The sequence below is a fragment of the Paenibacillus sp. TAF43_2 genome, from assembly GCF_052113545.1.
GTDB lineage: Bacteria > Bacillota > Bacilli > Paenibacillales > Paenibacillaceae > Pristimantibacillus.
Genome location: NZ_JBFRDK010000102.1, coordinates 1 through 24,146, shown reverse-complemented (window position 1 = coordinate 24,146; position 24,146 = coordinate 1). Strand labels below are relative to the sequence as shown.

Below are 24,146 nucleotides of genomic sequence, written 5' to 3'. Positions count from 1 at the left end.
ATACAACGTGAACTTAAATTGGTTATTAAACACTGTTGCTGCAGAAAATGGAACAACATATGAAGGCGAGTTCGAAAAAAGGCTAATTGAGGTTTTTAGAAATCTTGATGATTTTGATAAGAACGAAAGGTAGGTGATGGAATGACAACATTAGGGGAGAGAATTTAGGGAATAAGAAAGACCAATCAATTAAACCAAATTGAATTTTCCAATATAATCGGTGTGTAACAAGGAACGCTTAGTGAACTAGAACAAGACAAGTACAAGCCTTCTATGGACACACTTATTGCTATCCATAATAATTTAAAGGTTGGTCTACAATGGTTAATTATTGGATCAGCCCAAGATACATATAGCATCATTCTTAGTGAGAAAGAGAATAAATTGAATTCTGTTTTTAGAAAACTTAATACCGATGATCAAGATGAAATTATAGAGATTATTGAGATTAAACAAAAACGGTATAAATAGTAGCTCATCATATCATGCGAATAATGCTATGTTTATCTAGCGTAATCAGTCCCGATGATGCTTTATTGGGTCATCGGGATTTTATTCATTTCATAAAGAAGAAGTTCAACCACTATCTCCGCCACATATTCAGCATCTTCTACAACCTTATTCCATTTATTATTTGTCTCGTACGAAAGAAAAATGTTCAAAACCTAAGGAAACAAGCGTATTTAAGAGGAAAATGATACTCCATAGAGGGAGGAGAGCTTGAGGCTTTCGCGAATACTCTACATAAGGTGTTATTTACAAAGTTTGTAAATATGATATTAACTGAAATTCCTGTATGACTTAATTAGAAAAGGGGCTCGATGATACCTTATACAAAGGCTGTTATTACTGATCCATGTTACGACACGGTTCAAAAAGTTATTTGGGAAAAAAATAACCCATAGCATGTCTCGCGTAGGGAGATGCATCGATAACAGTCCCATAGAATCCTTCTGGGGAACCCTGAAGTGCGAAAAATATTATTTGCACACATACCAAACTTTTGAAGGGCTTGATACATCCACTTTTACAATAACGAACGATTACAGGCAAAACTAAACGGCCTCAGTCCAATGGAGTTTAGGACTAAGGCCGTTTAACAGGTTTTATTATTTGTAATGTCTACTTGACGGGGTGCAGTTCAATTCCGCAGCCTCTTTATCGATTAGAAGCCTGAAAATACCTATTAGATAAATTAGGTGTTTTCCGTTTTTTATGTTCAATGATATAAGGGGAAAGAGATTCCTTTTCATATTTTGTGAAAAGAGTGATGTTGTGACTCTATTCGTAGTATTCAGTTAACTAGAGATTTCTGATTGGCACCTTCTATTTGTTGTAATGTGATGGCGGTTAGGGAGTCTTATGTCGTATTTACCCGGATCTAATGTCTTTTTTACCCCTGTTCGTGTGTGGGCTATTGGTTATAATGAGTATTGTGTAAGGGCTTCCAATTCTAAAAAATTGTTGAAAAGAGGAATGCACTTGAGCAAACAGTATGACATCGCGGCATACATATGGCCGGCTTATACAGGGGACGAACCAAGAACTAGGATGTTCTGGCCGGAGGGGATGGGGGAGTGGCAATCTGTCAAGAACGCCGTCAAGAAGTTTCCCGAACATAATTGGCCGCGCAAGCCGCTGTGGGGCTACTGCAACGAAGCGGACCCTTATGTGATGGAGATGCAGATCAACGCGGCGGCGGACCACGGCGTCAATGTATTCATTTACGATTGGTACTGGTACGACAAACGCCCTTTTTTGGAAAATTGCCTCAACGACGGCTATCTGAAGGCGAGAAACAACGATAGAGTAAAATTTTATTTGATGTGGGCTAACCATAGCGTTAATAATACGTGGGATATCCGCTTGTCGCATGATATGGAAGGCGCCATGATCTGGGATGGCGCGGTCGACCGCAAAGAATTCGAGATCATCGCCGATCGCGTGATCAATCAATATTTTAAGCATCCGTCTTACTACACGATTGATGGCAAACCAATTTTCAATATTTATGATCTTGCCAATCTGATGAGAGGTTTGGGCGGTGCGGAAGAAACGAAGGATGCATTCACTTGGTTCAGAGCCAAATGCGTCGAAGAAGGCTTGCCTGGCTTACACCTGCAGCTCACTTTGTGGGAAGAGCAGAACTTCAATCTCAGCGGCGTTGACGGCGGGGAAAAGGTAACGGCGAAAGAGATCGTGAAGCTGCTTGGCTTCGACAGCTTGACCCACTATCAGTACGTTCATTTCGTTAACGTAGACCGTGATTACAACGAAATCATGGTGGATGTCGTACAAGAGTGGTCCCGCATTGACGCAGCCTACGACATTCCGTATTATCCGCACATCTCGGTTGGCTGGGATAATAATCCGAGGTTTAAGGAACGTGTTCCGCTTGTTGTTCAGAACAATACGCCAGACAACGTTCAGAAGGCGTTTGAACAAGCGAAGCAATATGCGGACGCACATCCAGAGCAGCCTCCGCTCATCACGGTGAACAGCTGGAATGAGTGGACGGAGACGAGTTATTTGTTGCCGGACGATTTGTACGGGTACGGGTATTTAGAGGCGATTAAGAAAACATTCGTCAAATCGTAAGCGCGGAGAGCTGACCTCCTCTTTGGGGTAATCAGACCCACACGAAGTGGGTCTCTTCTCCGATTTCAAATCATGTCTGCTGGAAGCTTGTGGCTGACAACTGGCAACCACGGCAAAGGAAGGTGTAGTAAATACCTTCACTATTTCCGACTTGCTCCATGTCCAGCTGGGCAATGAATACCATTGTTTGCTCACAACTAGGGCAAGACGGGTATTCAGCATCCTGAATCCAAGTCGGATGCCCTCCAATTTGTGTGGCAGGTACTTCAAGGGTCCAGTACGAAGCTTCATAACTGCCGCTGGGCTGGTCTACCATGTGTAGCAAATGGACAGGCTCTGTTTCCTCATAAATCTCTCGAGAAAAATGCTTCGGCTGCTGATTATAGGAACTCCAGCTCAAATGACCCTGATAATCAATTTCCATGAACTGCACACCATAATAAGCAGCGCACCGCATACATGCAGCCAATCGCAAACGTTCACCTTCAAGATTCAGAAATTGCAGAACCGGGTCGAGGAGATTGCATTCAAATAGTACTTCTATTGGGCCGTCGCACCATGGGCAGGTATGATTACTGTCCTTAAGCGCAAGCACTGCTTTATTTTCAGTAAATTGATCTTCAGCCTTAAATGCATAGCGAACCGAATGGAATAATGTTGTCTTGTTTCCCTCATCATCCAGCTCCCAACCGGCCTCATGGGTATAGCTTTCAGGGGATACATAAAGTTCGCTAGCCCAACGTGGAGCTGATTTTGCCCAGCTGTCAAACTGACGCACAATCTCTTCATCTCCGATCCAAGCAAGGGCTGACAGTAGATGGTTGCGATTCTCCTTATCGTGATGAATCCGTTCCATGATTTTGTTTCTAATGGAAGGCAGAGCATCTTTGAAAAGAATCCCTGGATAAAAACATTCTTTTTGCACTAACGCATCCAAGCCAAGATGGATGGTTGCCTGAGCAAAGCAAACGAGCGATAACAAAATCTCTTCGGCCTGATCAAGCTCCCMCTCTTCAATAAGTTGTACAGCATACGCCTCCATTTGAGCGACTTCCTTTGGAGTGAGGTTATGATAGAGTTCCTGTTCGCTTTTTGGGTAGGAGAGAAGGACCTCGAGCGGATCATGTTTTTTAGGTGTATGCATGATTTTAAGTATTTCAACGGGTTCGGTAATATCTTTATAAGGATCGACGAATCTACGATTGCGGGCAATATAGTCTTCCTTTTCCAATCGAAGCTTTTTTTGTTGGCAGGGCATACATATTCCGCCTGTCTTGGCTGCGGTAGCTGGTAAAATAGTTGCTGCGCAGCCTTCTGTTTGGCAGGGCAGACGTTCCGTCATTAGCTCACCTCTAGAAAAATGGAATTTTGTTTTCTATTTTTATTATCTCTGTCATTGAAAAGGTTGTCACTAGCATTTAACCGAATTATTACGGGAAGAAGCATTAGTAATTATCGAATAATGATAGGAGGATTAAGATGCGAGTCAAACGGATCGTCACGAATATTGAAGCGCAGGATATTACCGCTGCAAAACGTTTTTACGAGGATGTACTCGGTCTTGAGTTATGGATGGATCATGGTTGGATTAGAACTTACGGTTCGAGCGAAGAGATGAGCATACAAATTAGTTTTGCCACACAAGGGGGATCTGACACGCCTGTGCCTGATATGTCGATTGAAGTCGATGATCTCCAAGCTGCATTTGATGGCATGAAAAAAGCTGGGTTTCCAATCGAATATGGCATTGCTGTGGAGCCCTGGGGTGTTCGGCGCTTCTATGTACGCGACCCATTTGGTAAGCTTATCAACATTCTTTCTCATGAGCATTGAGGCAAGGCGAAATTTATTGTTTACAGCATGAGATAAACGAATAAAGCCCGCCGACCTACAGGTTAGTGGGCTTTATTTTTATGTGGTGCATAGATGGAAATAACGTTCATTCTTCTACTGAATTACTGACCGTGAGCGGGTGTTTCTTTAAGCTGTGCAAGTATGATTTCTATCGTATTATCAATAAATGATTGTTCTGGACGTGCTTTCAATATTACCGTTAGCCCAATTAACGATACGATTAGCGACTGCGATAAAGCTTTCGCGTTTACTGAAATTTCGAGCTCACCCGATTGTATGCCCCGTTCAATGGTCTCTAGAAATATGACGGACAGGTACATTTGATGTTCTCTTGTGAGAATTTCGAATTTTTCATCATGCGGTGCAAGCTCGACTATCGTATTGATGCTAAAGCATCCACGGTTGCGATTTTCTCCGTATTCCTCTGCAACAACCCCTTCAAAATAATGGCGAAAGGCTTCCTTAACAGAGGAATAGCTCTGAAGCTTGGTTCGAACGAGAGCAGCGCGCGACATCGTATATCTGCGCAGTGCAGCTTCGAATAATTCTTTTTTGTCACCAAAAGCTGAGTATAGGCTAGGCCGTTGGATACCCATTCTGGAAGTTAAATCGCTTAGTGAGGTAGCCYCATAGCCCTTCTCCCAAAACAGCTGCATAGCTGCATCCAATGCTTTTTCTTCGTCAAATTCGCGGGTTCTTCCCATAGTCAAAACCTCTCGGTACTCTTTATTTTCTAGTGAATGAATCAAATACAATAGACAATCGTCTCTATTTACGTACCAATTGGTATAGTATTATTGTATAATTTGCGATTTGCAATGTCAAATTAAAGATCTGTTATTCACAATATTTGCTTGATTTTTAACCTAAAACCATGTGAAAACATTTTTCCGTTGACAGAGATCGTTTTTATGCGCTATATTTACCGAGCAATATAACGTACCGATCGGTACACAAAAAACAGTTTTTAAAATGAATAAAGAAAAGGTGAGTTTGGAATGGAGGAGCTTAAAGAAAAAGCAGCAGTTTATAACAAGGTAAGGATGAATTCATCACAGGGAACAAATAACGATCGCGTTTCCGTTCAGGGTTCCTCCATGTCTCGCTTGGTCACACTGTTGTTTGCGGTTGCCTGCGGGATGTCTGTTGCAAATATCTATTTCGCACAACCGCTGCTCGATCATCTGTCGATGGCATTTGGCATTGGCTATTCAACCATTGGCATTCTGATTACGATCACCCAAATTTTTTATGGATTGGGATTGTTATTGTTGGTACCGCTTGGAGATTTACTGAACCAGCGCCGACTCATTATCGGTCAGATGTTGTTTTCCGTTATCGCCCTAGTTATCGTTGGGCTCGCCTCCTCCAGCCTGATGCTTTTCGCAGGTATGGCCTTGGTGGGACTGCTTGCTGTTGTAACCCAGACGCTTGTAGCATTCGCAACGAACATAGCTGCTCCTGCCGAAAGAGGACGTGTCGTTGGCGTAGTAACAAGTGGAATTGTCATTGGCATCCTTCTTGCACGAACGATTGCAGGAGTATTAACAGATATAGCGGGTTGGCGTTCCGTATATTTATTTTCTGCAGCATTGATGCTTCTTATGGTTGTTGTGTTAATTAAGGTTTTGCCAAATGTGAAGCGGGAAGTGAAATCACTGTCCTATCCTGAGCTGCTTAAGTCGGTGTTTATGTTGTTCGTTCAAGAGAGGATCTTACGTATCCGGGCGGTTCTGGCTATGCTGATTTTTACGGCTTTCAGTATATTGTGGACTTCATTAGTACTTCCCCTTAGCGCATCGCCATGGTCACTTTCTCACACCGCCATAGGGGCATTTGGCCTCGTGGGTGCTGTTGGAGCGTTAGCTGCTGCAAGGGCGGGAAAGCTTGCCGATCAAGGTTATGGACAGAAAACGACGGGCGTAGCTTTGATTCTATTGCTCCTATCATGGTTGTTAATCAGCTATACAGATCAGTCGCTATTCGCCTTGGTTATTGGCATTGTTCTTCTTGATTTGGCTGTGCAAGCTGTACATGTCACGAATCAGAGCATGATTTTCGCATTGCATGCGGAGGCTCGCAGCCGACTGGCAGCGGGATACATGGTTTTTTACTCCATTGGGGGTGCCGTTGGTTCGATCTCATCGACGCTTACCTATGCCCATTACGGCTGGGACGGGGTATGTTTGCTTGGAGCATCGGTTAGTACATTCGCTCTTCTGTTTTGGGCAATGACGAGGCGTACTGCCTCTGCAGCATGAAAATAAATAATTTAACAGGAGAGATTGAGCATGGAAATAGGTATAACTTCGTTTGTAGAAACAAAGCCGGATATTCATACGGGTGCAGTAATAAGCCATGCGCAGCGATTGCGTGAGGTTGTCGAGGAAATTGTTCTTGCCGATCAGGTGGGACTTGATGTATTTGGCGTAGGTGAGCATCATCGGAAGGATTATGCAGCATCTTCACCTGCAGTTGTGCTAGCTGCAGCTGCATCACAGACAAAACGGATTCAGCTAACGAGTGCCGTAACGGTGCTTTCTTCATCTGACCCGGTACGTGTTTTTCAGGATTTTGCTACGCTCGATGGTATTTCAAATGGACGTGCGGAGATTATGGCTGGTCGGGGTTCCTTTATCGAATCTTTTCCACTGTTTGGCTATGATTTGAATGACTATGACGAGCTGTTCGAGGAACATCTGGAATTGCTCTTAAAAATACGAGGGTCCGAAAAAGTAACCTGGAAGGGCGGCCATCGGCCTGCGATTCATGATTTAGGCGTATATCCACGGCCTGTTCAAAATTCGTTGCCGATATGGGTAGGCAGCGGAGGCAACCGGGACTCTGCAATTCGTGCTGGACTGCTCGGACTGCCATTGATGCTCGCGATCATTGGCGGAAGCCCGATGCAATTTGAACCACTTGTACAGCTTTATAAGAAAGCGGCTGCGCATGCGGGCCATGATGAATCGCGCCTTAAAGTGGGGTCTCATTCCATAGGTTTTGTTGCAGAAAATACGGATCTAGCAGCAGATACATTTTTTCCTTCCACGCAAGCAGGCATGAATAAACTGGGGAAAGAGCGAGGCTGGGCGCATTATGACCGTTCCAGCTTTGATGCTGCGCGCAGCTTTGAAGGAGCACTTTATGTGGGTGATCCGGAAACCGTTGCTCAAAAAATAATTCATCTTCGGAAACATGTAGGCGTTACGCGTTTTATGATGTACGTGCCTTTAAGTACTATGCCGCATGATCAAGTGATGAGAGCCATTGAGCTGCTAGGAACAGAGGTTGCGCCGCGGGTCCGAGAGGAAATTGCCAAGTGGGAAGCGGAAACGGAAAAAGAATCATAATTCAGCTGCAGTTATTAAACAAAAAGGAATCAACAAATAAACTGTATTATAGGAGCAATTATTATGAATTTTGAAAGTCGCATATTGCCAGAATTAAGGCCGGTATTAGCTCAGTTTCCTGGATTTCAGCTGGAAGGAAAATTAGAGTGGAGCCGGAGCTTGTTGTCGAGTGCTCCTATTGAAAAGTCGGAGCATGTACGTTCGACAAGTCGTATGATCCCGGGCGCAGCAGGAGAGATACTGGTCAAAATTTACGAACCAGCCGAGCGAACTGGTGCTAAGCTTCCTGCGATGCTATGGATTCACGGGGGAGGTTATGTAATGGGGCATCCGGACATGGACGATGCTTTGTGTGAACGCTTCGTGCAAACAGCTAATTGTATCGTCGTATCTGTCGATTATCGACTTGCTCCTGAGCACCCTTACCCAGCTGCTATCGACGACTGTTATTCAGGCTTGACGTGGATGGCGGACGAAGCAGATTCGCTGGGCATCGATTTGAATCGAATAGCCATTGCTGGTGCAAGCGGGGGCGGGGGTCTAACCGCAGCGCTTGCTATCATGGCTCGTGACAAAGGCGGCCCAGCCCTCATCTTCCAAATGCCGCTGTATCCGATGATCGACAATCGTAACATTTCGGTTTCAAGTCATGAAATTACAGCGGATAATGCAACCTGGAACCGAACGAACAATTTGACAGCTTGGAAAATGTACTTAGGTGAACATCTTGATGATAGCGAGCTATCTTCACATGCAGTGCCGTCGAGGGTGGAAAATCTGGCGGGGTTGCCGCCTACCTATACCTGCATTGGTCAGCTCGATGTATTCCGTGATGAAACAATCGAATATGTCACACGCTTAGCGCAAGCAGGCGTAGACGTCGAGTTTCATTTATATCCCGGCTGTTTTCACAGCTTTGAAATGATCGTTCCACAAGCAGAAGTGAGCCAGCGAGCTAGCCAAAGCTATGTGGATGCGATTGCAAGAGCACTGAATCCTTAATTAAGTAAAGGAACCTTCTCCAATGGTCAGAATTGACTTAGAAGTCTCCTTCCACAAACGAACTTATTCTATCCGCTCTATTACCGACAGCGCGTGCCGATCTCAATCGGTGCGTGCTGTTTCAGTTAAGCTTATAAATGGTGCAAGAGTTTCTCCCCCACAAACGGCTATAATGAATCATTACCTTGCCTGCATCCATCCCAATTTTCTATACTAAAAACAAACAGATGTCATGGTGGGCTTCGGCTTCACATCGAAAGGAGGCTGCGGCTATGCAAAGGACGAGTTGGGAAAAGTGGAATGGTCATAATGGTTCTATTTTCTGGTTAACGGGGTTGTCCGGTTCAGGAAAAACGACGCTTGCTTGCGGGGCGGAGAGTGAGCTGCTGAGGCGTGGGATCAGATGCGTCATCATTGACGGCGATCGATTGCGGCAAGGCTTGAATCGGGATCTAGGGTTTACGGAAGAGGCGCGACTGGAAAATATGCGCCGTGCAATGGAGATTGCGGATATGTTTTTAGAGAAAGGTTTTGTTGTCCTTGTACCGATGATTTCTCCGTATGAATCGTACCGAAAGCAGATCAAGCAGCGGTTTGGTCCGGAAGATTTTGCAGAAGTGTATGTGAAATGCTCTCTGGAGGAATGCGAACAACGTGATCCGAAAGGCTTGTATCGCAAAGCGAGAGCAGGAGAAATAAAGGATTTTACGGGCATTGATTCCCCTTATGAGACGCCGATACAACCTAATATGATCATAGACACGGAGAAGTATGGCGAAGCAGATGCTATAAATGCGCTTGTTGCGTACATCGAATCCCGATTGAACAATATTTAGACTAGAGAGGGGGGATATATAAATGAGACCGGAAAAAAGCTATACGATATGGTTTTCACAGCGTACAGGGAGTACCCTGCTGAACGAAGCTCTTTCATCAACTGGAGTGGCCGGAGATCCTGGGGAATGGCTGCTCTCTAAGGACCCCAAGACGATGACGCTGGAGCAAATGGAGCAGATGTGGCGGGAAGGTACTTCGTCAAATGGTGTTTTTGGCTTGAAAACAAGTATGAATAGCGAATGGATTACTGCATTTCGGAACATCTTTCAATTGCCAGAAACGGCGACAAAAGCAAGCGTATGGCGTGCAGCTTTTCCGAATTGCGATAAACATATTTATATGACGAGAAGAAATAAAGTCCGTTTAGCCGTATCTTGGTGGCGGGCCATCGTATCCGGAGAGTGGCATCGGCAGCATGGCCAAAAACCGCAAGAGCATGATATTGCCGATAAGTATAATTTTGATGCAATCAACCATTTGTTCATCGAAAGCTCGCTTCGGGAAGCGGCGATGGAGGATTTTTTCTCGGAAGAAGGGATCGTTCCACTTACGATCGTTTACGAAGATTTTATTCTCGATTATGAAGGAACAGTGCTGAGGGTGCTGGATTTTCTGAACATTCAGTCGGAGTCGGTGGAGGTTGCTCCGCCAGCTTTCGATAAGTTAGCAGATGATGTGGCAGAGCAATGGGTGCAGCGTTACCGTCAAGAGCGACAAGCGGGAAGCGAAACAAAAGTGTGGTAATCGCGATTAATTGATGTCTTAGCTCCTAGTATAGGCGCAAGCATTCTCGGTTTTTCCCTAACGCTCGGATACAAGCAACCGCGATATAGCAAGACGGAGCTGCAGCCGCAGCCCCGATTTAAGAATGATTAAGATACCTCTGGAATCTGAGCAATTAACACTTTGACACCTTTGTTCTCAATATCCTCAATAGCTGTTATGCTGGCTTCACTATCGGTAATTAATAGATCCATATCGGTAATGGGGCCTTCTTTTGCAAAAAAATCGACGCCTAGCTTCTCATGAGGAGCTAGACAAATTCGTTTTCTAGAAATTTCGACCGCCGTTCGTCCTAATGAAGCTACTTCTGGAGAAGAGGTGCTTACCCCGTTTTTGGAAATTCCGCCCCCAGCAACGAAGCACAGATCTAAAGTGAATTGTCTAAGAAACTGATTAGCGAGTGTATCGGAAATGTTTCCGGAACTTTTCACTTTGCCGCCTATCAAATAAACATCAATTTCTTCACGATCCTTCAACGCATCAGCCACTCTGATTGCATTCGTAACCACCGTAAAAGGTACCTCAGGAAGAAACTTTAACATGCCGTAATGGATGCCTGCACTGCCTATAAATACAGTATCCTTTTCTTGTATAAAAGAAGCTGCTAATTTCGATATGGCATCTTGATGCGGTGAAGCCTCTTTATAACGAAGGTCTGGCGGGAGCGGGGCGCTGCGCACTTTAGAAGCTGGTATTGCGCCGCCATGCGTACGTTTGAGCAGCCCTTTCTCCTCCATAATCGATAGATCTCTTCGGATGGAATCAATCGACAATTCAAACAGATCCGCTAGTTCCTTGGCGAGTACTCTGCCGTTTTTTTGTAGCAGCTCAATAATCTTGTCACGACGCTCATCGGTAAACATATCGAATCGCCTCCTCTGGATTTTATAACCAGTTACAATTCCATATTATTCTGTTTTATTCAGTTTTGTCAATCGGTTTTATTCATGTTAGTTCTGTTTTGTTCACGTTTAAGCTGAGAGGCAGCCATTCCTGTAGTTGGCCCACACATTTCAGTCGGAGAGGACCGATTGACGTTTGATATATCGCCGATGAATCCAGATAATGTAAAGCTAGTAGGCTGGAAGCATATAAAAGGCCCGCAGAAAGGTGATTTACCGCCAAACTGGGAACATATTTTAAAAAGATAAGGTAAAATTTGAACTTTATAGATGACTAACTATACCGATAGAGGTGTACTTGCATAGTTTGAAGTAGACCTATTTCAACATTACTAAGAAAAGGAATGTGATTCGAAGTGGAAAGAAGAAAAAGAGCTCGTATAAGCGCAATTCTTCCTACTGTAGATGAACCATTTAATGACTTTAGTCAACCGGTTGATTCTACTTTTGAGCCTGGTTTTGAAAGAGCAGGGTCTATGTTTAGTCGAATCGGCGGTATTGATGGAATCATGTCCATGATGGGAAGAATGCAGCAGTTGTTTGGCTTCGTTCAACAGATCCCTCCTACTTTCAAAGTAGTTGGTTCATTTTTTGGACCAAAGGCAACCGTCAGCAATCTATCCAGGAAACCAGCAAGAATAAAAAATAAAAAATACGACGCCAAATCACGGACAGCCGCAACTTCGCGTCGCACTGCAAAAAACAGATAGTGTAACGTAGAGCAATCCTTTATTAAAAGCAATAAAAAAAAGTTAATCATAGCGATTTAATCTAATCTCCCATCTAACTTGCGAGTTCGCTTTTTCGCGAGAATAGTTGGGTGTTTTCTTTGATTTAATCCCTAACTCACGGCTAGTGCTTCATTTTGCTAAAATGCTTTGGCTTTAATCTAGCGATGATAGGCAGCGTCAGCAGCAGTACGAAGCTGGAAGTCCCGTACACAAAAATTAAAGAGGTCGCTTCTTTCAGAAACCCTGAGCAAAACGTACCGATTAACATAAATCCGATAAATACAGGAACCATCACACCATTAACCCGGCCAACGTATTCATCCTGTACGGATTTGATAAATAGCATATTAAGCAGTACTTGCAGCACGGTATAAAATAAACCGACCAGCAGATGGAATGATGCGGTCAACCAAACGTAAGTGGAAAGCGCCTGAACGAGCACTCCCGTCGCCGTTACAATAATAACAACGGTAAATATTTTCCGAGTTTCAAAACGATTGCCAATAGATGCAGCTATTAATCCCCCAGCTAGCATGCCGACTCCGTATAACATACTGAACCATTGCAAATTTTCTTTCGGCAATTGCAGTCTTTCCGTCAATATAAATACATCAAGTGGTTGAATAAGTCCCCAAGACAGACCATCTATAGCAAACCATACGGCTATAACAACCAATATTCTATTTTGACGGAGGTAGATCATACCCTCTTTAATTTCTTTCAGAACAGAGCTGTTTTCTTTTTTCTCTTCACGGGTCTGTTTAGGAAGAAACGAAAGAAAGGAGGCAGAAAGGGCGAATAGGATCAATAAGCTGTATAAGGATACCTTAAGTCCAAAATTAACGTAAATAGCGGTACCGATGACAGGCCCAACAATCATGAAAATCGAGTTCATGCTTTGCGTTAAACCAACAGCTGCTCCAACATGCTGCGGTTCGACATAACGTTTAATGAGCTTAATGGATGATGGCTGAGAGAACTGTGTAATAATAGTGGATACGAAAGTGGCTATATAAATAGCTGGCCAGAAGCCTAGATCCAAAACGCCAATGATGAGCAAAATAGATACGATACTTAATAAGTCAGCTATAATCATCGTTTTTTTGGGATTCCACCGATCGACGAGCGCTCCGCCTACAAGGGCAACAGCAAAGATAGGGAAATATTCGATAACCGTCAGCATCGACACAGCGACCGGGTCATTATTTGATTTTTCCAATACAAAAAAGAGCAAAGCAATGTTCCGTATCCATGTCCCTATATTTTGCAATAAATCAGAAGCGGTAACTAATAAATAAACGCGATTACTAAATAATGTTTTCATATGGTTTCACCTATTATGTTTCTATAAATTTAATTCCATGACCATTCCGACAACCGGCCCGTCTGCATCAATCTCACCGTTTAAGCGGAATCCAAAATGTTCATATAGCCGTTGAGCACGCAAATTATGTTGATGGAGGCTCAAATAAATGGTTCGGCTTTCATATAAGTGCTGTAAATATTCGAGAAGTATAGGAATAAACCGCTTGGCATATCCGTTTCCTTGGAATCGGTAATCAATCATAAAGCGGTCAAGCCACACACTCTTGTTCATGTTGTTTTGCCAGCCGTACATCGCATAGCCGACTAAAGTCTCGCCATCATATAATGCAAGCGAAGTTGCGTTTTTCTCAAATAAACATTCGGCTAAAGAAAAGGCGTTGCTTTCGRTAAATGGTTGCTGCTCCTTGGACACCGATAATGCGGCTACAGCGCGCCAGTTTTCTGTTGTTACTTCACAAAAATGAAGACTCATTCTGTTCACTCGCTTTCTGTTGCAGTAAATTTCAATACTCATGAAACTATTTTTGTTTTTATAGTTTTCTAGCTGTTTAAAAAAAGAATAAAAGCGTTGGCTTTTATTCTCCCTTTGCAGCTCTAGGCACTAGTCCAAATAGAATAATATCGACAATAGTGGATAAAGCTTCGGAAAGCGTAATCTCATTTTTTTGATAAAAGCGTTGATCGAGTGTTGAGTTTGCTGCGTCGATCATTAGCTTCATAATGACAGATATATTTTTGTCAACTATAATGCCTTCGTGAATGCCTTGTTCAATGACGCTGCGCAATGCATCCCAGTCATCGGTCAGCGCATCATCAATTTTTTTCCATTGTTCTGGATAGTAACGCTTCATTTGCTCCAAGATACGTATATCATATAATTCATAATGTTTCGTTAGAAGAGTTACAATACCTCTGATTTTCTCAATAATCGATAAGCTTGCGTCTTGCGTGATCAGTGCTGTTTTCTCATCGAATTCACCTAAAGTTTGCGCAATGAGTGCTTCCAAAATACTTACTTTAGAAGGGAAATGCTCGTACAATGTCCGTTTGCTAATCCCTAGCCGAGAGGCCAAATCGTCCATTGTAAATTTGATTCCTTTATCATGAATCTCTTCGATAAATGCTTTCATAATTCGATCTATCAAGAACAGACCTCCTGAGAGAGAACTTTTAGACTAGAGAAAACTAAAAAAACTAAAATAGTTTTATACGATAATATTAACCACTTGCCTTGCTATTGTCAATCGCGAACTGCGCTTTGGAGAGCTGCATTTGATTATTGGCGTTTAAGAGAAAGAGGGAATGGGTTGAACATGTATAAAAAAAGGCCACGATAATCACATGGAGGATACCGTGGCAACGATGGGTTCAGATGAAGTTAATTAAATCAAAATTGGTTGATTAGATAATGGCAGCGGGGCAGGCTTGCCTATTAAATAACCCTGAGCAAGAGTGATCTGCTGCGTTTTACAGAAATGGAGCTCTTCTTTCCGTTCCACTCCTTCTGCTAAAACCGTAGCGCCAAACGATCTCGCACTTCGCACGATGTCTGCAATGAGCTTCTGTTTCTTATCGTTGCTATCGCAGTGGCTTACCAATTCACGATCTATTTTTACAAAATGGGGCTTGAGCTCTTCCAAAACGTCTAACGTAGAAAATCCAGACCCAACATCATCCAGTGCAACTTGAATACCATGCTCTTTGTATACATTAAAAATGTTTTTTAAATGCAGCACATCCGAAATCTTTTCCGTTTCTACGACTTCAAAAACAAAATCCTGCGGGTCCTGCTCATATTGCTCAATCGCCTCAAAGGTATGACTTAAGCAATAATTAGGATTATAAATGGATGAAGGCAAAAAGTTTATGAACCGTTTTGTTCCCTTTTTGAGGTGCATGGCACTGACTTGAATTGCTGAAATACGGGCAGAGCGATCAAGAAAAGAATGCAGGCCAGTTTGCTGTGCAACCTGAAAGAGTTCATAAGGCTGGAAGGCAGGTTGCCCTTCGGCAGGGCGCATGAGAAACTCATAGGCGAAAATGTTTTGGCTAACGATATCCATAATGGGCTGCATAAAACTTGTAAAATGATTATCAGCTATCATATGGACGAGGTGATGGTGATGAATGCGTGCGGCAAATAGGTTGAGAGGGAGACGATAGGGAGTCAAAGTAGAGCTTGCCTCTCCTAGGTTCCCAAATTCGATTTGAACAGCTGATTGCTCCTCCGGACTCAATTGCTGCAACAGCTTATTCAAATACTCCAAAAGCTGTTCTTTGGATGTGTATTGTATCTGTTCGGATTTCTGCGGGGTAACGAGATTTATCGTACCTTGGTCTTGAATAGGGGGGACAAGCTCACAATTTTGACAACTCATGGTGGCACCGCCTAACCCGAAATATGTTAAAAATTTCATGTTAATTATATCAAAATTATCGAATCGTGTCGAAGTCCATGAACAATTTAATCCTACATTGAGTTGTAGGGCCTATAACGTTTATAATAAAACGATAATATTCCAAAAGAAAAGGTGTCATTCATGAGCATATTAAACGTAGAACGACTAAGCCACGGCTTTGGAGATCGCGCGATCTTCAACGACGTATCCTTCCGCCTGCTTAAAGGCGAGCATATTGGACTCATCGGCGCTAACGGCGAGGGCAAGTCCACTTTTATGAACATTATTACAGGCAAGCTGCAGCCTGACGACGGCAAGGTTGAATGGTCGAAGCGCATGCGCGTAGGTTATCTCGATCAGCATGCGGTTCTCAGCAAAGGAATGACGATGCGGGACGTGCTGAAGGGAGCTTTTCAGTACCTGCTCGATATGGAACAAGAAATGAACGATATGTACGGCAGAATGGGCGATGTAACGCCAGAGGAACTCGAGCAAATGCTTGAGGATGTTGGAACGATTCAGGATACGCTGACGAATCAGGATTTCTATTTGATTGACGCAAAAATTGACGAAACGGCTCGTGGTCTTGGCCTTACGGATATTGGTCTTGATAAGGACGTTAATGATTTGAGCGGAGGGCAGCGGACGAAGGTGCTTCTAGCGAAGCTGCTGCTGGAGAAGCCGGACATTCTGCTTCTCGATGAGCCGACGAACTATCTCGATGAGCAGCATATCGAATGGCTGAAGCGTTACTTGCAAGAGTACGAGAATGCATTTATTCTCATTTCACATGATATTCCGTTCCTTAACAGTGTAATTAACCTCATTTATCATATGGAGAATCAAGAGCTGAACCGCTATGTTGGCGACTATGAATACTTCCAACAGGTTCATGAAATGAAAAAGCAGCAGCTTGAATCGGCCTATAAGCGTCAGCAGCAGGAAATAGCTGATTTGAAGGACTTCGTAGCACGCAACAAAGCGAGCGTAGCGACGCGGAATATGGCGATGTCGAGACAGAAGAAGCTCGATAAGATGGAAGTCATTGAAATTGCGAAGGAAAAGCCGAAGCCGCAGTTCAACTTCAAGGACGGAAGAACCTCGGGCAAGCTCATATTCGAGACGAAGGAGCTTGTTATCGGATATGACAGTCCGTTGTCGAGACCGCTTGATCTTCGCATGGAACGCGGCCAGAAGATTGCTCTCGTAGGGGCGAACGGTATTGGTAAAACGACGCTGCTGCGCAGTATTTTAGGCGAAATTCCAGCTATATCGGGTACGGTACAGCGCGGGGAGCATCAGCAAATCGGATATTTCCAACAGGAAATTAAGGATGCAAACTACAATACGTGTATTGAGGAAGTATGGAAGGAGTTCCCTTCACTCTCCCAATTTGAAGTACGTGCGGCACTCGCGAAATGCGGGCTGACGACCAAGCATATTGAAAGTAAAATTGCGGTGCTTAGCGGCGGCGAGAAGGCGAAGGTTCGCCTTTGCAAGCTGATCAACAGCGAAACAAACCTGTTAGTACTGGATGAGCCGACCAACCACTTGGATGTCGATGCAAAGGACGAGCTGAAACGTGCGCTTAAGGCGTATAAAGGCAGCATTTTGCTTATCTCTCACGAACCAGAATTTTACCGCGATGTTGTAACCGATACATGGAACTGTGAATCTTGGACGACGAAGGTATTTTAATTCGTCTAATATACCCAGAAATAGGAGACGAGCCTGCAGGCGCGTCTCCTATTTTGCGTATGGCAGGTGAAACCGTTTCGCTGGTTCATTAAGGCAAGAGTAGACAAGGCTGCATACAGATGCTAGGTTTAAAGCGGATGGATTTGACCTAGGATATTTGGGTAATGCCAGTTTAATTCTTTTATTACATTAAGCAAAGTAGGTTTAAAAGAATGAATAATAATAGCGATCAGCCGATTTATCGATTTAGCGAAGCGCCGATTTGGGAGCTGCAGCGCGCTTATTTTGAAGAGCAGGGCATTGAGGCGTGGCAAAATGATGAGGTGCCGCAGTACATTACGAACAATCCTGTCATCGCGTCTGCTTATGCGGAGATCATATTTGGATTTTTACAGGATAAAGCAAGGTTAGGCGGTATATCGGAGGAACCGATTACGATCCTTGAGCTTGGAGCAGGCTCGGGTAGACTAGCCTATCAAGTGTTGACGGCATTATGTGAGCTGATAGATTTTGCTGGTATGGAGCTTCCGCCGTTTCGTTACATCATGAGTGATTTGCCAGTCAAAAATATTGCCTATTGGCAGCAGCATGAACGCTTACAGCCATTTGTCCAGCAAGGAATACTCGATTTCGCTAAGTTTGACGCGGTACGTGATACAGAGCTTCAACTGACGGAATCGGGTGTCACGATAAAGCAGGCAGATCTGAAGCAGCCGCTGCTGCTTGTTGCCAATTATTTTTTTGACAGCATTCCGCAGGAGCTCATTTATGTGGATGAAGGTCATATTTTTGAATGTAAAGTGTCCTTCGCGATACCTGCTGCTGAGGAGGATGGCATAGATGTATCGGACATGCTGGTGAGCATAGAGCCCGAGTATCATTACCGAAGAGCAGCTGAGTATGAAGAGCAATCGTACCCTTATCGGAATGTGATCGAGCTGTATAAGCAGCAGCTTGAGGATTCGCATATCCTCTTTCCGGAGATTGGGATGGATTGTCTTGAACGGCTTGGACGGTTATCACAAGCGGGATTTGTGCTGCTTACAGCCGATAAAGGCGATCACCGAATGGAGAACTGGGCATTTGCTGAGCCGCCCGAGCTGATTCATCACGGCAGTTTTTCGCTCACGGCCAATTATCATGCGATACAGCATGTTTTTGAACAAAAGGGCGCATTGTCCTATTTTACTAACCATCATTATAAAAATTTGAATGTCGGCTGCATCATCATGCTGGAGAAGCCATCAAGTTATGCAAATACACGCTTAGCTTATCGTCGTTTTGTTGAACGTTTTGGACCGGATGATTTCTTTAGCTTGAAGCTATGGTTTGACGAGCATTTGGAATCGCTAGAGCTGTACGCCATTTTAGCTTTCTGGCGACTGAGCCGCTACGATGCGCAATTGTTCATTCAAAGCGCTGAACGCATACAGTCGCTGCTGCCAGATAGCAGCGACGAAGAAGCCGATGATCTGCGGCAGGGCATGCAAATGATGTGGGCGGGCTATTATCCGATGAATGAACAGCACCATTTGGCTTTGGCATGCGGAAGTCTGTTTTATGAGCTGGAGCTGTATGCGGATGCGAGGCTATATTTGGAGCGTTCGATGGAGGCTGGCAAGACGACTGTGGCTGCACTCTACAAGCTGGCGATTTGCTGCTATGAAGAGGGTGAAGAGCCAGAAGCATTGCAATATGCGCATCAAGTTTTGGCGATGGAGCCAGAGCATGAGGAAGCGAATTCGTTGTTGACCACCTTCAAGTAAGAGGCGTGACAGCCWTTTTTCRTTRTTGCGCACACGTCGAATTGGCRTAATAAGCACGTATGTGTGCTTACGGACGAGCTACATAGGCTATTTTGAGGCTGTAAGCGCAAATGTGTGCTTACAGCCATTTTTCRTTRTTGCGCACTGGGGTGGTCATTTCTCTGACTGAGGCTGCACGCGGTAATGCTTTGGACTGGTGCCATAGAAGGCACTGAAATGTCGTGTAAAAGGATGGATAGAGGCATAACCAAGCTTCTCGGCAATGGCAGTCACGCTCAGCTCGCTTTCAAGCAAAAGATGGGAAGCGCGTCTCATGAGCAGCTTGTGATGGTAGGCTTTTGGCGTGAGTCCGGTTTCTCGTAGAAACAAAGCATGAAAGTAGGTTCGCTTCAGCCCGCAAAATTCCCACCATGTCTCGACGGACTCGCGTTTCTCAGGATGAGCATTTAGATGCGTGAGCAAGCGGACGATGCGATAATCGGTAGGCTGGTTCGTATGAATCGTATTGTACCAGTTCAGAATCCAAGCATAGAGCAAGCTGTTCATCATCTCTGTTCGGTAAAATTGCGAATCGTTATACAGCTTAGCGAGCATTAAGAAGGAATCGTACAGCTCTGGATAAGGCTGCAAGGAAAATACGCATGGCAGGCTGTCGAGTTCATCACATGCCATGGAAGGGGCGACGGTATTCAGCTCGAACGGCTCCGGGGCGTAGATGAACGTTCGATTGGCAGAGACGGGATCACTCTGATTCCAGAGATCACAATACAAATTGTAGGAGGACAGCGGATGGTCGGATGAAATATGGAAGGCGTGAGGCTGCTCTGGCCTAAGAAAGATCAGCGTTCGATTGTTGATGGGGTATTTCTTGCCGTCAATCTCCATTTCTCCGGGACCATCAGTAAATAAATGAAAGGCATAAACGCTGCAAATGCGCAGCTTCTCATTGGAGCTGCCATCGTAAAGGTAATACATGGAATCTCCGACATGAGGCGTGATCTCGTTCAGCTTCTTCAAGCGAACACCCTTTTCTTTGGTATATTCAAATAAAATTTAGCGGATGAATTGTCAACTTAATGGATGTCTGATCAAATACACGTTCCTGTATAGATGATACAATAACAAAAATATTAGGGAATGAACAGCAATAGCTGATGTGGATCAATTAACAACATAAATCTTTTCTTTAGCTAGCTTAACTTTTGCATGTACATGGAGGAATGCCTTTGAGATTTAAAGATAAGGTGGTGCTTATAACCGGCGGCGGTTCTGGTATCGGCGAGGAAAGCGCACGGTTGTTCGCGGCAGAGGGCGCACAAGTCGTAATAGCGGATTGGAATGAGCATGAAGGGCAGCGCGTGGCTGATGAAATCAATAAACAACAAGGGTTTTTGAAAGGGCTTCCATATAGAAGTGCGCGGGCAATGCAGACGGATGTATCGCGTGAGAGTGCGGTTGAAGCGCTTATGAAAGAAATGGTTCAGACATTCGGCAAGCTCGATGTTCTGTATAACAATGCAGCGGTTATTCTTCCAAAGCCGCTTGAGGAAATCGATGAGCAGTCATTTGACCATGTTCTTGCGGTAAATGTGAAGGGCGTGTATTTGATGATCAAGCATGCGATTCCGCTATTGCGGCAGACCAAAGGCGCGATTGTGAATATGGCTTCGCTGAACGGTCTTATCGGGCAGCGGAATAATCCGATTTATGCTGCTTCCAAAGGTGCCGTTATTGCGCTGACGAAGTCATTGGCGCTCGATTATGCAGCGGATGGCGTAAGAGTCAACTGTGTGTGTCCGGCCGGTGTGATGACGCCTTTATTGGAGGATTGGCTCAGACAGCAGCCAGATCAAGCAGCAGCGCTGGATGCGCTGAATGCGATGCATCCGCTTGGCAGATCGGCAACCTCGAAGGAGATCGCGCAGTCGGTACTTTATTTGGCTTCCCAGCAAGCGTCTTTCGTAACGGGTGTAGCTCTTCCGGTTGAGGGTGGGGCTTCGCTAGGCTATTAAACAAAAGGAAGGAATTACAAATGATGAAAATTACAAAAGTGGAAACTTTCGTTCTTCATGTGCCCATCGACCCGCCAATAACGGATGCGATTAATGTAGCGACGCATTGGGGACTGTCAGGCGTTCGAATCTTTACAGATGAAGGTTACGTCGGATACGGCTACACAGGAACCTGCGCCCATGGCGATGATATGATCGTCGACACGATTGAACGTTATTACGCTCCGGAGCTGATCGGCAAGGACCCTTTTATGGTAAAGGAGATTTGGGAGACGCTGCGGTATGGCAAAATGCACTGGATCGGACGGGCAGGCATTACGCATATGGCGCTTGCTGCTGTGGATATTGCGTTATGGGACATTATGTCGAAGGCGTCCAACAAGCCGTTATGGCAGTACCTTGGCGGACATAAATCAAAAGGCATCAAAGCCTATAACACGAACGGCGGCTGGTTGAACTGGTCGAAGGAGCGTTTGCTGAAGGATGTCACGGACATTGTCGAGCAGGGGTTTACGGGGGTGAAGATTAAGGTTGGCAAGTCCGATCCACATGAAGATTATGACCGAGTGAAGGCGGTGCGCAAAGCAATTGGCGATCAGGTGATCTTTATGATCGACGTTAATCAGCAATGGAATATTAATACGGCGATGACCTGGGGCAAGAAGCTGGAGGAATTTGATTTATTTTGGCTGGAGGAGCCGCTTAATCCTGATGATATTTTAGGTCACAAGAAGCTGGCGGATGCACTAAATGTTCCGATTGCACTCGGTGAGCATGTGTACTCGAAATATGCGTTCCGTGATTATATTCATCAAGGCGCTATCGAATATTGTCAGGTTGATGTTACGCGGGTTGCGGGTATTACGGAGTGGCTGCAGGTCGCGGGGCTGGCCGCTTCGTACGACATACCAATCTGCCCGCATGTCGGCGATATGGGACAAATTCACCAGCATTTGGTGGCGGCTACGCCGGGTGCAATGATGCTTGAGTATATCCCTTGGATCAGAACGATCTTTGTTGAACCGGCAACCGTCAAGAATGGACAATATGTGCTGCCGGAGCTGCCGGGCGCTTCCACTGAAATCATTCCTAAATATTTTAATGAATTCCGTATTCGATAGATAGCAGGGAAATTGACAATTCAAGTGTTACACGAATCTTATAACTAAAGGATGGGGACTGCATGAATCATTCAAAGCTTTGGTATTCAGGGCCAGCAGCCGATTGGAAGCAAGGACTGCCGATAGGGAATGGAAGAATAGGCGCGGTCATTCACGGTGGAATAGAAAGCGAAACGTGGAGCATGACAGAAATTACTTACTGGTCGGGTCAAGTGGAGCGCATTCAAGGAAACGGAAACCCGAAAGCCAATTTGGAGCAGATGAGAGAGCAGTTTTTCAATGGCAATTATAGCGAGGGAGACCGGCTTGCTAAGCAAGGGCTGCAGCCGARGAAGCAAAACTTTGGCACAAACCTATCTGTGTGCGATATCAATTTGCGCTTCGAGCAGCAAGGGGAAGATCTTGTACGTGAGTTAAGCTTGGAAAAGGCAATCGTGCAAACTTCCTATACAAGCGCTGGCGGCAAAATAACACGTGAGACGTTCGCTACGCATGCCGATGGTATTGTTGTATCGCGCATAAAGAGTGAGCTGAAAGGGGCAATATCCTTCTCGCTGAGCATTCAAGGGAGAACCGAAGATTTTGCAACGACAGCTGCAGATGAAGATACTATTGGATTCCGCGGCCAAGCGACGGAAGATGTGCACAGCAACGGAAAATGTGGTGTGTTTTGCGAGGGTATGGTTAAGGTCGTTGCCGTGGGCGGCATTATCGAAACTAGTGGTAATGAAATCAAGGTATCGCAAGCGGATGAGGCGTTTATATATTTCGCGGTGAATACGGATTATGGCAGGACGGATGAGAATTGGGCTTCGGAATGCCATGCGCAAATTAACGATGCTATTGCCAAAGGTTATGAGCGACTAAGAGCGGATCATATTGTAGATTATCGCGATTTGTACGCTCGTGTGATCCTTGATTTAGGCGATACGGCGAGTGCGAAGCTGCCAACAGACGAGCGGATGAAGCAGCTTCGGAACGGGCAGCATGATGATCCGGATTTAGTCGCTTTATTTTTCCAATACGGACGTTATCTAACGATTGCAGGCTCGCGCGAGGATTCGCCGCTGCCGCTGCATTTGCAAGGCGTGTGGAACGATGGCGAAGCGAATCGCATGGCTTGGAGCTGCGACTATCACTTGGATATCAACACGGAAATGAACTATTACCCGACGGAAATAAGCAATTTGGCGGAATGCCATGTGCCTTTGATGAACTATATAGAACGTTTATCTGTCGCAGGCAGGCAAGCGGCTCAGGATTTCTACGGAAGCGAGGGATGGGTGGCGCATGTGTTCTCGAATGCTTGGGGCTTCTCGGCTCCGGGCTGGGAGACGGGCTGGGGACTGAATGTAACAGGCGGATTATGGATTGCGATGCATTTGAAGGAGCATTATGAGTATGGGCTTGACCGCGATTTCTTAATGAAGCAGGCGTATCCCGTTATGAAGGAATCGGCGGTCTTCTTCCTTGATTATATGACTGTGCACCCTACTTATGGCTGGCTCGTAACCGGACCGTCCAACTCGCCTGAGAACAGCTTTTATCCGAGCGGCAGCAAGGATGAAGCTCAGCAGCTGTCGATGGGGTCGACGATGGACCAGCAGCTGATATGGGATTTGTTCACCTTTTGCCTAGAGTCGGCGAAGCTGCTGCAAATGGATTCTGAATTCCAAGAGAAGCTGGAGCAAGCGTTATTGCTGATGCCGCCTCTCATGATCGGAAAAAAAGGACAGCTGCAGGAGYGGCTCGAGGATTATGAAG

22 protein-coding genes and 1 pseudogene are annotated in these 24,146 nt (G+C 44.9%); 15 read left to right on the top strand and 8 right to left on the bottom strand.

All coding sequences use genetic code 11. The features are described 5' to 3' along the window. Nucleotides 1–273 precede the first annotated feature (273 nt). The 3 genes and pseudogenes from AB4Z17_RS20570 (at nt 274) to AB4Z17_RS20560 (ending at nt 2,598) form a co-directional block, all read left to right on the top strand. Nucleotides 274–471: a hypothetical protein gene (locus AB4Z17_RS20570; protein WP_441961767.1), complete on the top strand. Its 198-nt coding sequence runs from the start codon at nt 274–276 to the stop codon at nt 469–471. Nucleotides 472–894: 423 nt separating this feature from the next. Then, nucleotides 895–1,100: pseudogene (locus tag AB4Z17_RS20565) on the top strand (IS3 family transposase); the annotation flags it as partial. A 382-nt stretch (nt 1,101–1,482) separates the two neighbouring features. Further along, nucleotides 1,483–2,598, top strand: a complete 1,116-nt coding sequence (locus tag AB4Z17_RS20560) for a glycosyltransferase WbsX family protein (protein WP_441961765.1) — start codon at nt 1,483–1,485, stop codon at nt 2,596–2,598. 70 nt (nt 2,599–2,668) lie between these two features. Here the strand turns inward: AB4Z17_RS20560 and AB4Z17_RS20555 are convergent, their stop codons facing one another. Further along, nucleotides 2,669–3,940, bottom strand: coding sequence for a DUF1963 domain-containing protein (locus AB4Z17_RS20555; protein ID WP_441961763.1), 1,272 nt, complete (start codon nt 3,938–3,940; stop codon nt 2,669–2,671). A 137-nt stretch (nt 3,941–4,077) separates the two neighbouring features. On the opposite strand from AB4Z17_RS20555, the gene AB4Z17_RS20550 reads away from it, so the two are divergent. Then, the gene (locus AB4Z17_RS20550) at nt 4,078–4,431 is read left to right on the top strand and encodes a VOC family protein (protein ID WP_430060533.1); all 354 of its coding nucleotides are present in this window, start codon (nt 4,078–4,080) and stop codon (nt 4,429–4,431) included. A 122-nt stretch (nt 4,432–4,553) separates the two neighbouring features. On the opposite strand, the gene AB4Z17_RS20545 is transcribed toward AB4Z17_RS20550, so the two are convergent. After that, entirely contained in the window at nt 4,554–5,156 is a 603-nt protein-coding gene (locus AB4Z17_RS20545; protein WP_441961760.1) for a TetR/AcrR family transcriptional regulator, read from the bottom strand. Between the two features lie 339 nt (nt 5,157–5,495). On the opposite strand from AB4Z17_RS20545, the gene AB4Z17_RS20540 reads away from it, so the two are divergent. The 5 genes from AB4Z17_RS20540 to AB4Z17_RS20520 all read left to right on the top strand — a co-directional run bounded on the left by AB4Z17_RS20540 (nt 5,496) and on the right by AB4Z17_RS20520 (nt 10,388). Next, nucleotides 5,496–6,713 carry an MFS transporter gene (locus tag AB4Z17_RS20540; protein WP_441961758.1) on the top strand — a complete coding sequence of 406 codons (1,218 nt, stop codon included), beginning with the start codon at nt 5,496–5,498 and terminating at the stop codon, nt 6,711–6,713. A gap of 30 nt (nt 6,714–6,743) precedes the next feature. Beyond that, nucleotides 6,744–7,805, top strand: coding sequence for an LLM class flavin-dependent oxidoreductase (locus AB4Z17_RS20535; RefSeq protein ID WP_076270332.1), 1,062 nt, complete (start codon nt 6,744–6,746; stop codon nt 7,803–7,805). 63 nt (nt 7,806–7,868) lie between these two features. Then, nucleotides 7,869–8,807 (top strand): alpha/beta hydrolase, encoded by a 939-nt coding sequence (locus tag AB4Z17_RS20530; protein WP_441961756.1) that lies wholly within the window; start codon nt 7,869–7,871, stop codon nt 8,805–8,807. A gap of 272 nt (nt 8,808–9,079) precedes the next feature. Beyond that, nucleotides 9,080–9,643 carry an adenylyl-sulfate kinase gene (cysC, locus tag AB4Z17_RS20525; RefSeq protein WP_441913375.1) on the top strand — a complete coding sequence of 188 codons (564 nt, stop codon included), beginning with the start codon at nt 9,080–9,082 and terminating at the stop codon, nt 9,641–9,643. Nucleotides 9,644–9,665: 22 nt separating this feature from the next. Next, a complete protein-coding gene (locus tag AB4Z17_RS20520) occupies nt 9,666–10,388 on the top strand; it encodes a Stf0 family sulfotransferase (RefSeq protein ID WP_441961753.1) in 723 nt (240 codons plus the stop codon). Between the two features lie 128 nt (nt 10,389–10,516). Here AB4Z17_RS20520 and AB4Z17_RS20515 read toward each other — a convergent pair whose 3' ends face one another. Then, the gene (locus tag AB4Z17_RS20515) at nt 10,517–11,290 is read right to left on the bottom strand and encodes a DeoR/GlpR family DNA-binding transcription regulator (protein WP_441961751.1); all 774 of its coding nucleotides are present in this window, start codon (nt 11,288–11,290) and stop codon (nt 10,517–10,519) included. A 395-nt stretch (nt 11,291–11,685) separates the two neighbouring features. Between AB4Z17_RS20515 and AB4Z17_RS20510 the strand changes: the two genes are divergently transcribed. Next, nucleotides 11,686–12,039 carry a hypothetical protein gene (locus AB4Z17_RS20510; protein ID WP_441913381.1) on the top strand — a complete coding sequence of 118 codons (354 nt, stop codon included), beginning with the start codon at nt 11,686–11,688 and terminating at the stop codon, nt 12,037–12,039. A gap of 142 nt (nt 12,040–12,181) precedes the next feature. On the opposite strand, the gene AB4Z17_RS20505 is transcribed toward AB4Z17_RS20510, so the two are convergent. From AB4Z17_RS20505 to AB4Z17_RS20490, 4 genes are all read right to left on the bottom strand, one after another. After that, nucleotides 12,182–13,384 carry an MFS transporter gene (locus AB4Z17_RS20505; RefSeq protein ID WP_441913383.1) on the bottom strand — a complete coding sequence of 401 codons (1,203 nt, stop codon included), beginning with the start codon at nt 13,382–13,384 and terminating at the stop codon, nt 12,182–12,184. A gap of 21 nt (nt 13,385–13,405) precedes the next feature. Then, the gene (locus AB4Z17_RS20500) at nt 13,406–13,858 is read right to left on the bottom strand and encodes a GNAT family N-acetyltransferase (protein WP_441961771.1); all 453 of its coding nucleotides are present in this window, start codon (nt 13,856–13,858) and stop codon (nt 13,406–13,408) included. Nucleotides 13,859–13,961: 103 nt separating this feature from the next. Beyond that, nucleotides 13,962–14,516 carry a TetR/AcrR family transcriptional regulator gene (locus tag AB4Z17_RS20495; RefSeq protein ID WP_441961769.1) on the bottom strand — a complete coding sequence of 185 codons (555 nt, stop codon included), beginning with the start codon at nt 14,514–14,516 and terminating at the stop codon, nt 13,962–13,964. Between the two features lie 252 nt (nt 14,517–14,768). Further along, nucleotides 14,769–15,764, bottom strand: coding sequence for an EAL domain-containing protein (locus AB4Z17_RS20490; protein ID WP_441961749.1), 996 nt, complete (start codon nt 15,762–15,764; stop codon nt 14,769–14,771). Between the two features lie 162 nt (nt 15,765–15,926). Between AB4Z17_RS20490 and AB4Z17_RS20485 the strand changes: the two genes are divergently transcribed. Next, complete coding sequence (locus AB4Z17_RS20485) at nt 15,927–17,483, top strand: ABC-F family ATP-binding cassette domain-containing protein (protein ID WP_339205224.1); 1,557 nt, start codon at nt 15,927–15,929, stop codon at nt 17,481–17,483. A 212-nt stretch (nt 17,484–17,695) separates the two neighbouring features. Continuing rightward, nucleotides 17,696–19,249: an SAM-dependent methyltransferase gene (locus AB4Z17_RS20480; protein ID WP_441961747.1), complete on the top strand. Its 1,554-nt coding sequence runs from the start codon at nt 17,696–17,698 to the stop codon at nt 19,247–19,249. 153 nt (nt 19,250–19,402) lie between these two features. On the opposite strand, the gene AB4Z17_RS20475 is transcribed toward AB4Z17_RS20480, so the two are convergent. Beyond that, nucleotides 19,403–20,266, bottom strand: coding sequence for a helix-turn-helix domain-containing protein (locus tag AB4Z17_RS20475; protein WP_441961745.1), 864 nt, complete (start codon nt 20,264–20,266; stop codon nt 19,403–19,405). A 209-nt stretch (nt 20,267–20,475) separates the two neighbouring features. On the opposite strand from AB4Z17_RS20475, the gene AB4Z17_RS20470 reads away from it, so the two are divergent. The 3 genes from AB4Z17_RS20470 to AB4Z17_RS20460 form a co-directional block, all read left to right on the top strand. Next, entirely contained in the window at nt 20,476–21,261 is a 786-nt protein-coding gene (locus tag AB4Z17_RS20470) for an SDR family NAD(P)-dependent oxidoreductase (protein WP_441961743.1), read from the top strand. Between the two features lie 20 nt (nt 21,262–21,281). After that, the gene (locus AB4Z17_RS20465; protein WP_441913395.1) at nt 21,282–22,382 is read left to right on the top strand and encodes a mandelate racemase/muconate lactonizing enzyme family protein; all 1,101 of its coding nucleotides are present in this window, start codon (nt 21,282–21,284) and stop codon (nt 22,380–22,382) included. Nucleotides 22,383–22,444: 62 nt separating this feature from the next. Next, nucleotides 22,445–24,146 (top strand): glycoside hydrolase family 95 protein (locus AB4Z17_RS20460; protein WP_441961741.1); only part of this gene is annotated, 1,702 nt, incomplete at its 3' end.